At 73.7% G+C, this 8,817-nt stretch carries 7 protein-coding genes and 1 pseudogene; 1 reads left to right on the plus strand and 7 read right to left on the minus strand.

Annotated features, from left to right (window positions below):
• On the minus strand, positions 1 to 329 hold a 329-nt coding region (locus C1I95_RS28970), incomplete at its 3' end, for a site-specific integrase (RefSeq protein WP_158566495.1).
• A gap of 11 nt (positions 330 to 340) precedes the next feature.
• Positions 341 to 1,456 carry an alanine dehydrogenase gene (gene ald / locus C1I95_RS28975; RefSeq protein WP_111218587.1) on the minus strand — a complete coding sequence of 372 codons (1,116 nt, stop codon included), beginning with the start codon at positions 1,454 to 1,456 and terminating at the stop codon, positions 341 to 343.
• Between the two features lie 218 nt (positions 1,457 to 1,674).
• Between ald and C1I95_RS28980 the strand changes: the two genes are divergently transcribed.
• Positions 1,675 to 2,004: a TM2 domain-containing protein gene (locus C1I95_RS28980; RefSeq protein WP_325048871.1), complete on the plus strand. Its 330-nt coding sequence runs from the start codon at positions 1,675 to 1,677 to the stop codon at positions 2,002 to 2,004.
• Positions 2,005 to 2,065: 61 nt separating this feature from the next.
• Here the strand turns inward: C1I95_RS28980 and C1I95_RS28985 are convergent, their stop codons facing one another.
• From C1I95_RS28985 to C1I95_RS29005, 5 genes and pseudogenes are all read right to left on the minus strand, one after another.
• A complete protein-coding gene (locus C1I95_RS28985) occupies positions 2,066 to 2,671 on the minus strand; it encodes an NUDIX domain-containing protein (RefSeq protein ID WP_111218591.1) in 606 nt (201 codons plus the stop codon).
• Complete coding sequence (gene pyrG, locus C1I95_RS28990) at positions 2,668 to 4,401, minus strand: CTP synthase (protein ID WP_111218593.1); 1,734 nt, start codon at positions 4,399 to 4,401, stop codon at positions 2,668 to 2,670. Before pyrG ends, C1I95_RS28985 begins: the two co-directional genes overlap by 4 nt.
• 138 nt (positions 4,402 to 4,539) lie before the next feature.
• The gene (locus C1I95_RS28995) at positions 4,540 to 6,915 is read right to left on the minus strand and encodes a hypothetical protein (RefSeq protein ID WP_111218595.1); all 2,376 of its coding nucleotides are present in this window, start codon (positions 6,913 to 6,915) and stop codon (positions 4,540 to 4,542) included.
• Entirely contained in the window at positions 6,915 to 8,090 is a 1,176-nt protein-coding gene (locus C1I95_RS29000; protein ID WP_111218597.1) for a glycosyltransferase family 4 protein, read from the minus strand. The genes C1I95_RS28995 and C1I95_RS29000 overlap by 1 nt, the downstream gene beginning before the upstream one ends.
• Before the next feature lie 163 nt (positions 8,091 to 8,253).
• Positions 8,254 to 8,817: pseudogene (locus C1I95_RS29005) on the minus strand (virulence factor MviN); the annotation flags it as partial.

Genomic DNA, 8,817 nt, shown 5'->3' on the forward strand with positions numbered 1-8,817 from the left:
CCCTCGCGCAACGCGAACCGGTGCAGGCCCCGCACGGCGCTGGCGGCGCGGGCCGCCGAGGAGACCGCCAGCGGCGGATACCCGTCGGTGCCGGCGCGCAGCCCGGCCAGGTGGCGTTCGATCTCACCGGTCGATACCGCGGCCAGGTCGCTCACCCCGGCGGCGGCCAGCGAGCCGAGGTAGCGCTCCAGGTCCCGGCGGTACGACGTGAGGGTGTTCGCGGCCAGTCCACGTTCGACGGTGAGGTGGTCCAGGTAGCCGCGCACGACACGGCGCAGGGCCGGCGCGGGTTCGGTACCCGTGCCGGCCCCGTCCGCCGTGGCGGTCAGCTGGTTGTCGCTCAGGCGAGCACCTCGGCAAGCGGCAGGGTGGGCAGGCCGTGCGCCTCGGCGACCGGGCCGTAGACGACCTGGCCGTCGTGGGTGTTCAGGCCCAGCGCCAGCGCCGGGTCGCGCCGCGACGCCTCGTGCCAGCCGCGGTTGGCCAGCTCCAGCGCGTACGGCAGGGTGACGTTGGTCAGCGCGTAGGTGCTGGTGTTCGGCACCGCGCCGGGCATGTTCGCGACGCAGTAGAAGATCGAGTCGTGCACGGTGTAGACCGGGTCGGCGTGCGTGGTGGGCCGGGAGTCCTCGAAGCAGCCGCCCTGGTCGATGGCGATGTCGACCAGCACGCTGCCGGGCTTCATCCGGGAGACCAGCTCGTTGGAGATCAGCTTCGGGGCCTTCGCGCCGGGTACCAGCACCGCGCCGATGACCAGGTCCGCGTCCAGCACCGCCCGCTCGATCTCGTACGCGTTGGAGGCGACGGTCTGCAGGTGGCCGCGGTAGATGGCGTCGGCCTGCCGCAGCCGGCTGACGTTCTTGTCCAGCAGCAGCACCTCGGACTGCAGGCCGAGGGCGATCGCGGCGGCGTTCATGCCGGACACGCCGGCACCGATGACGACGGTCTTGGCCGCGTACACGCCGGAGACACCACCGGGCAGCACGCCCCGGCCACCACCGGTACGCATCAGGTAGAAGGCGCCGACCTGCGGGGCGAGCCGGCCCGCCACCTCGGACATCGGGGCGAGCAGCGGCAGCGACCGGTCGGGCAGCTCGACGGTCTCGTAGGCGATGCCGGTGACCTTGCGGTCGAGCAGCGCCTGGGTGCAGTCCCGGGACGCGGCCAGGTGCAGGTAGGTGAAGAGCACCTGCCCCTCACGCATCCGGTGGTACTCCTCGGCCACCGGTTCCTTGACCTTGAGCACCAGTTCCGCGGCGTCCCACACCTCGTCGGCGCTGTCCAGGATCTTGGCACCGGCCGCGGCGAACTCCTCGTCGGTGATGCTCGACCCGAGCCCGGCGCCGGCCTCGACGAAGACCTGGTGACCGCCGCGGGTGAACTCGTTGACGCCCGCGGGCGTGATCGCCACGCGGTACTCGTGGTTCTTGACCTCGCGTGGGATGCCGACCTTCACGATGCAGACACCTCTCTTCGGGGACCGATCCCCCGACTGCGCGGTGCCGCGGCAGCCCCATTGCCGCCACGGTCAACCGGTCCCGCCGGCGGCAGTCTAGGCGCGACCGCACCTCACCGGAGCCTGCACTGTGACACCTGGTGGCCGCGGACGCTGACGATGTGTCAGGTGTGGACCCGTGCCGCGGGTCGACGCCACCTCAGCCGTCAGGACAGTGTTTGGCCATCATCGTCCCACTTGGGGGATACCGGTGCGGACAGCGGGCAAGTAGATCACTATTGTGTCGCCCCATGACCACTCCTCCAATGCAGCCCGGGTATCCCCAGGGCGTTTCCGACAAGAGCAAGGTCGTCGCCGGCGTCCTGCAGATTCTGCTGGGCGGCTTCGGCGTCGGACGGTTCTACATGGGCGACACCAAGACCGGTGTCATCCAGCTCATCGTCACCCTGGTGACCTGCGGTATCGGCAGCATCTGGGGCCTCGTCGACGGCATCCTGATCCTGGTCAAGGGTGGCGTCGACGGGCAGGGACGCCCGCTGCGCGACTGACGATCTACCGAAGCAGGGGCCGTGCGGTGATCCGCACGGCCCCTTTCGTCGCGTACCGGAGTCAGCCGGGCAGCGGGGTGTCCGCCCGGCGCAGCACCGACCAGCCGGCGTCGCGGGCGCGGGCGGCGGCGAGCAGCCCGGCCACGCAGGACGCGTTGGTGATCTCGCCGGCCAGCACCATGCCGACCGCCTCGTCCAGGTCGATCCGGACGATCTGCAGATCGGCCTCCTCGTCGCGGCGGTCGTGCCGCTGCGCCGACGGCACGTCGCCGAGATCCCGGGCCAGGAAGACCCGGACCAGTTCGTTGGTGAACCCGGGCGAGCTGTGCAGGTCGACCAGCACGTCGAGCCGGCCGGCGGTGAGGTCGACCTCCTCGGCCAGTTCCCGTACCGCGGTCACCGCCGGGTCCTCGCCGGTGACGTCGGTCAGCCCGGCCGGCAGCTCCCACAGTCGCCGTCCGACCGGCTGGCGGTACTGGCGGATCAGCACCACCTGGCCGGCGTCGTCCAGCGCCACCACCGCCACCGCCCCGACGTGCCGGACGTGGTCGCGCACCGCGGTCCCGCCGCCCGGCATGCTCACCTCCTCGGTGACCACGTCGAAGATCCGGCCGTGGTAGCGCACCTCGCGGGACCGCACCTCGTACCGGTGCTCCACCGAGCTCACGACGCCGAGGTCGCCTTCGCGGCGGTGCCGTTGCGGGCGGCGGGCGCGGCGCCGTCCAGGTCGACCGGCAGCTGGTCGGCCTGCGAGTACCCCACCGCGGCCTGGACGAAGGCGGCGAACAGCGGGTGCGGGCGGGTCGGGCGGCTCTTGAGCTCCGGGTGCGCCTGGGTGGCCACGAAGAACGGGTGCAGCTCGCGGTCCAGCTCGATGAACTCGACCAGCCGGCCGTCCGGCGAGGTGCCGGAGATCCGCAGCCCGGCCTTGGTCAGCTGGTCCCGGTAGGCGTTGTTCACCTCGTACCGGTGCCGGTGCCGCTCGCTGACCTCGGTGCTGCCGTACGCCTCGGCGACGATCGAGCCCTCGGCGAGCGCCGCCGGGTACGCACCCAGCCGCATGGTGCCGCCCAGGTCGCCCTTGCCGGCGACGATGTCCTCCTGGTCGGCCATGGTGGCGATGACCGGGTGCACGGCCTCCTCGTCGAACTCCAGCGAGTTGGCGCCGTCCAGGCCGGCCAGGTGCCGGGCCACCTCGATGGTCATGCACTGCAGGCCGAGGCAGAGCCCGAGCAGCGGGATGCCGTTCTCCCGGGCGTACCGGGCGGTGCCGATCTTGCCTTCGATGCCGCGCACGCCGAACCCGCCGGGGATGACGATGCCGTCGGCGCCGGCCAGGGCCGCCGCCGCACCCGCCGGGGTGACGCAGTCGTCGCTGGGCACCCAGCGCAGCTGCACCCGGGCCCGGTGGCCGAAGCCGGCGGCCCGGATCGCCTCGCTGACCGACAGGTACGCGTCGGGCAGGTCGACGTACTTGCCGACGAGGGCGACGGTGACGGTGCGCTGCGGCTGGTGCACCCGCTCCAGCAGGTCGTCCCAGCCGTCCCAGTCCACGTCCCGGAAGGAGAGCCCGAGCCGACGCACCACGTACGCGTCGAGCCCCTCCCGGTGCAGCACCTTGGGGATGTCGTAGATGCTGGGCGCGTCCGGCGCGGCGATGACCGCCTCGGCGTCGACGTCGCAGTAGAGCGACAGCTTGTGCTTGAGCTTGTCCGGGATGTCCCGGTCGGAGCGGCAGACGATGGCGTCGGGCTGGATGCCGATGCTGCGCAGCTGCGCCACCGAGTGCTGGGTCGGCTTGGTCTTCAGCTCACCCGAGGGCGCCAGGTACGGCACCAGCGAGACGTGCAGGTAGAAGCAGTTGTCCCGGCCCAGGTCGTGGCGGACCTGCCGGATCGCCTCCAGGAACGGCAGCGACTCGATGTCGCCGACCGTGCCGCCCACCTCGGTGATCACCACGTCCGGGGTACGGCCGTCGTCGTCGGGGTCGCCCATGGCCAGGATCCGCGACTTGATCTCGTTGGTGATGTGCGGGATCACCTGGACGGTGTCGCCCAGGTACTCACCGCGCCGCTCCTTGGCGATCACGTCGGAGTAGATCTGGCCGGTGGTGACGTTCGCCTTGCCGGACAGCGCCCGGTCCAGGAAACGCTCGTAGTGGCCGACGTCGAGGTCGGTCTCGGCCCCGTCCTCGGTGACGAACACCTCGCCGTGCTGGAACGGGTTCATCGTTCCCGGGTCGACGTTGAGGTACGGGTCGAGCTTCTGCATCACCACGCGAAGTCCCCGCGCGGTCAGCAGATTGCCGAGGCTGGAGGCGGTCAACCCCTTACCCAGCGAGGAGGCGACGCCTCCGGTGACGAAAATGTGCCTGGTCGTCCGTGCTGAAGGGGCCAACGCCTGCTCCCGTGTCGTCCGTCGCGGTCGTGCAGACCGCCGAGCCGATCAGCGAAGTGATCACGCGATCCACGGGATTCCACGCTAACACCTTCCCGGCGGCGTGTCGGTGCCGCACCCGAGGTACGTGTCGCCGGGTCACCCGGTCGCGACCTCGGCCGATGACCGCACGGCCCGGCCGCGACCGGGTCCGGGCCCCGATCCGGCGCCGTCCGCCCCGCCGGCCGCCGCTTGGTCCGCGTCCCTGCCCGGCGTCGCGCCACCCTCGTGGTCCGGCTTTGTGCCGTCGCGGTCGTCCGACTCAGCGCCGGCGCCGTCCGGCGTCGCGGCACCGCCGTCGGCCCGCCCACCGTCGACCGGCCCACCGTCGACCGGCCCACCGTCGACCGGGCCGGCATCGGCCGGACGGTCCGGGCCGGGCCGGGTCCGATCCGCGGAATGATCGAGTACCCGCAACGCGGACAGCGCCGCCACCGGCACCACCAGGGCCGCGGCCGCGCCCGCCACGTCCAGCGCCGCAGCGCCCAGCACGCCGCCCACCCCGGCGGCCACGGCGGTACCCGCCATCGCCGCACGGATCGCCGGGTAGATGCCGAACAGCCGCATCAGCCCACCCCACGGCTGGAGCAGGGCGAACCACACCAGCAGGGCACCGGCCAGGGCCAGAACGGTGAGCGGGCTGTTGACCAACGTATCGAAGCTGGAGGCGCTGGACCGCCGCACGGTCAGCCCGCCCGTGCCGTCGCCGAGCGCGGCGAGGAACCGGCCCAGGCTGCCCCGTTCGGCGGACGGACGGCCCAGGTCCACCACCGCGAAACCGACCGTCACCGCCAGCCCGGCCATGGCCGCCCAGGCGAGCCGGGTCAGAGTCAGCCAGCCACCCGCGCTGATCGCCGCGGCGACGCTCACCCCCGCGGTCAACGCGATCGCGCCGATCGAGTCGGCGCCCAGGAACGGGCTGCCCACCACCACCACGGCGGCCCCACCCACGACCACCATCACCATCGGCCGCCACCCACGGCGTACCTGCTGGGCGAGCCAGCCCGCGCTCAGCAGGGCACCGGCGATGAACACCCCGAGCCCGACGGTGCCGAGCCCGGCATACCGGCCCCCCTCCAACGCCGAGTAGCCGATCACACCGTTGAGCTGCAGCCGAGCACCGGTCACCACATCCAGGCCGACGGCCAACGCGGTCAGCCCGGCCACCGCGCCGAGCGGGCCGAGGGTGGTGCGGTAGCCCGGAGCGAGCCGCACCAGCAGCGTCGCGGCGGCCAGCAGCACAGCGGTCAGCCCGGCGAAGGTGGCCGCCGGATGATGGTTACGCCACCACGGCACGGCCTCGGCGAGCAGCGCCGCCGGCATCGCGAGCGCGGCGGCCACCAGCAGCACCTCCACGGTCGCCACCACCCGCCGGGGCACCGGCTTCGGACCGTACGGCCCGGCGTGCCGGCGGGCCCGACGCAGCAGCGGCAGCACCGCCACCGCCAGCACCACCTGCACGCCGGCCAGCAACGTGAAGAACCCGGCGGCCACCTGCCGCTGGGCGGCGGCCTCACGGTCCGCGTCGGCGGGCTCGGCGATCGCGACGGACAGGTCATCCGGCCGGCCACCGACCGACTCCGCGGGCCGGCCGAGGAACGGCCGGTCCGGCATCGGACGACCCAACGCGGCCAGCGCGGTCGGGGCAAGGTCGACCAGTTGCAGATAGCCCCGACGGCCGGTGCTGGGCGAGGTCAGCCACCCGTTCTCCCAGCCGGGACCATCGGCGATGGCCACATGCAGCCGGGACGGCCGTTCGGTGTCGGAAACCCCCGCAACGATCACCAGCGAATGCGGCGGCCGGCCGGCAAGCACCCGGGCGAGTTGCGCATCAGCCGTACGGGCGGCCGCCGCGCGCACCGCCGGATCCTCACCGGCGACCACGCCGAGATCGACGATGCCGAGCACGCAGGAGCCGAGCAGGTCGGCCGGATCCTCCGGCAGGGTCGGCTCGTACCGGTCGACCCGGCCGAACGGCCGGGCCGCGGCCACCGCCGCTCCGGGGCCGACCGCCACCGAGCAGCGCACCGACTCCGACAACGCGCCCGGCACCGTGCCCCACGGCAGCCGGTCCTGGTTGTGCAGGACGACGCTCTCCTGTTCCGGCAGGTTCGCGCCGATGCGGTCGGGCTGCTCCACCGTCACCTCCACCGGCGGGCACTGCCCGGCCGACCGGCTGCCGGTCCAGGCGGCGAAGCTGCCCGCGCCGAGGGTCAACCAGCCGTCCACCGGGCAGGTGGGCTGATGCGCCGAACGCACCGACAGCGACCCGATCGAACCGTCCCGGGCCAGCTGCCACAACGTGGGTGTGCCCTGCGGATCCACGTCCTCCCAGCGCAGCCCGGCCACCCCGACCACGACCACGTAGTCGGCGCTCCGCCGCGGCGGCGGCGTCTGCGGCCCGGCCGACAGCGCGGTGATGCCGAGCGCCACCACGACCAGGGTGAGCAGGATCGGAGCGATTCGGCGCAGCATCACCGGCGTCCCGTCGACGGCGCGTCGGCGTCGGGCGTGGCCGGCCCGGCCGGCCCGGAGGTCAGCTCGGCGTAGAGCGCGACCAGCTGGGCGAGGGTCTCCGCCTCGGTGGGCCAGGTCGCCGCCCGCGCCGCACCGCGTCGGCCCAACTCGGCACGGCCGGCGTCGTCGTCGAGCAGGCCCCGCACCGCCGCGTCGACCGCGTCGACGTCACCCGGCGGCACCAGCACCGCCGCGTCGCCGACCAGTTCCGGCAGGCCACCCACCGCGGTCGCCACCAGAGGTACGCCGGCCCGCAGCGCCTCCTGCGCGAACAGCTGGCGGGCTTCCCAGTCGCTGGTCACCACGGCCAGATCCGCGCCGACGAGCAGATCGGCCACGTCGGTGCGATGCCCGAGCAGGGTGACCGGGGCGCGGGCCGCGCTGATCCGGGCGGCCAGCGGCAGGTACGCCGGGCCGCTGCCGGCGATCACCACAACCGCTGGTGGGGTGCGCTCCCGCCACCGGGCGGCAGCGTCCACCAGCACGTCGTAACGCTTCTGCGGGTGCAACCGGCCCACCGACAGGATCAACGGCTGGTCCGCGGCGACCCCGAACTCGGCCCGCACGGCGGCGCGACGCCGGCGCGGCGCGGGCAGCGTCGGGGCGGCCACCGGGGCGAGCCGGGCATCCGCCGCGCCCAGCGCGGCGGCGCGCTCGACCAGATCGTTTGACGCACCGAGGGTCACCCGGGCACCCCGGGCGACGATCCGCTCGACCAGCCGGGACAGGCCACCACGCAGCCCACCGACGAGCACCGCGTTGTGCCAGGTGACCACGAGCGGGGCGGCAGGCCGGGCGAGCACCGCGACCAGCCCGGCGCGCAGCCCGTGCGCATGCAGGACGCTGACCTGCTCGCCGGCGAGCACCCGGCGCAGCGCGGCGACCGCCCGGGCGTCGGCCGGGGTGGGGCTGGCCGGGATCTCCACCGGCTGGAACCGGGCGCCGGCGGCCACGAAGTCGAACTGTTCCTGGGTCGCCGCCGGTCCGCAGACCAGCACCGACTCACCGGCGGCGGTCAGTCCACGGGCCAGCGCACGCACATGCTGCCCGACGCCGCCGGTACTGGAGGCGAGCAACAGCACCACCGTGCCCGGCCGGTCCGGGGTCGCGGTCGGCTCACTGCTCGCGCTCACCGAACAGATCCTCCGTTCGCGACTGCGGGCCTCGCAAGCTCACTCCTCGCGCTCACCGGCCGGCCTCCGTTCGCGACTGCGGGGCTCGCAAGCTCACTCCTCGCGCTCACCGAGCCGGCCCTTTCGTTCGCGACTGCGGGGCTCGCAAGCTCACTCCTCGCGCTCACCGGGACACCGGCTCCTTCCCGTCCTCCTGCCCGGGCCGAGTCCGGCCGCGGCGCAGGCGTCGACGTAGGCCGGCCAGTAGCGGTTGCACGTCCCGCCGATCGACCAACCAGACCACGCCGAGGAACACGACGCCGACCAGGACTCCGGACAGCATGCCCTGCACCAGCGCCACCCACCGCGTCGGGGTGCCGTCCCCCGCATTCAACAACGACAGCAGCGCCAACGCGGCCAGCGCGGCCGTCGTGCCGGCCAACAATCCGGCGGCACCGGCCCGAGCGGCGCCGTCGAGCGCCGCCCGGCCGGCCACCCGCAGCACGGCGACCAGCAGCAGCCCGCCGAGCAGCAGCATCCCCACCGAGTTGGCCAACGCCACGGCGAGCACCCGGTCGGCCACCGGAAGCAGGGCCGCCAGCGGCAGCGTGGCCACCAGCACCACCAGCCAGCCGGCGCTGATGGCGGCGGTGGCCGCCCGGGTCGCGCCCCGCGCGTACAGGGCCCGGGAGAGCACCGCGAACAGCCCGTACCCGAGCAGCCCGGGAGCGAAGCCGGCGACGGCGGC

Source organism: Micromonospora craterilacus, assembly GCF_003236315.1.
GTDB lineage: Bacteria > Actinomycetota > Actinomycetes > Mycobacteriales > Micromonosporaceae > Micromonospora > Micromonospora craterilacus.